Origin of the sequence: Thalassolituus marinus (genome assembly GCF_020320395.1) — a bacterium.
Classification (GTDB): Bacteria; Pseudomonadota; Gammaproteobacteria; order Pseudomonadales; family Oceanobacteraceae; genus Venatoribacter; species Venatoribacter marinus.
Map to the genome: position 1 here is coordinate 1 of NZ_JAEDAH010000074.1, position 728 is coordinate 728.

The following is a 728-nucleotide window of genomic DNA, read 5'->3' on the forward strand; positions in this document are numbered from 1 at the left end:
TGATTAACTTAGGCTTGTTAACAACCAAAGTTTGGGTGTTATATGGTCAAGCCTCACGGGCAATTAGTATCAGTTAGCTCAACGCCTCACAACGCTTACACACCTGACCTATCAACCAGGTAGTCTTCCTGGGCCCTACAGGGAACTCGAAGTTCCAGTGAGATCTCATCTTGAAGGAGGCTTCACGCTTAGATGCTTTCAGCGTTTATCCCGTCCGAACGTAGCTACCCGGCAATGCCATTGGCATGACAACCGGAACACCAGAGGTTCGTCCACTCCGGTCCTCTCGTACTAGGAGCAGCTCTTCTCAAATCTCAAACGCCCACGGCAGATAGGGACCGAACTGTCTCACGACGTTCTAAACCCAGCTCGCGTACCACTTTAAATGGCGAACAGCCATACCCTTGGGACCGGCTTCAGCCCCAGGATGTGATGAGCCGACATCGAGGTGCCAAACACCGCCGTCGATGTGAACTCTTGGGCGGTATCAGCCTGTTATCCCCGGAGTACCTTTTATCCGTTGAGCGATGGCCCTTCCATACAGAACCACCGGATCACTATGACCTACTTTCGTACCTGCTCGACGTGTCTGTCTCGCAGTTAAGCCGGCTTGTGCCATTACACTAACCTCCTGATGTCCGACCAGGATTAGCCGACCTTCGTGCTCCTCCGTTACTCTTTGGGAGGAGACCGCCCCAGTCAAACTACCCACCACACAGTGTCCTCGA

At 53.0% G+C, this 728-nt stretch carries 1 rRNA gene; it reads right to left on the bottom strand.

The features are described from left to right. Positions 1-42: 42 nt before the first annotated feature. Positions 43-728: ribosomal RNA gene (locus tag I9W95_RS12390) — 23S ribosomal RNA — on the bottom strand; the annotation flags it as partial.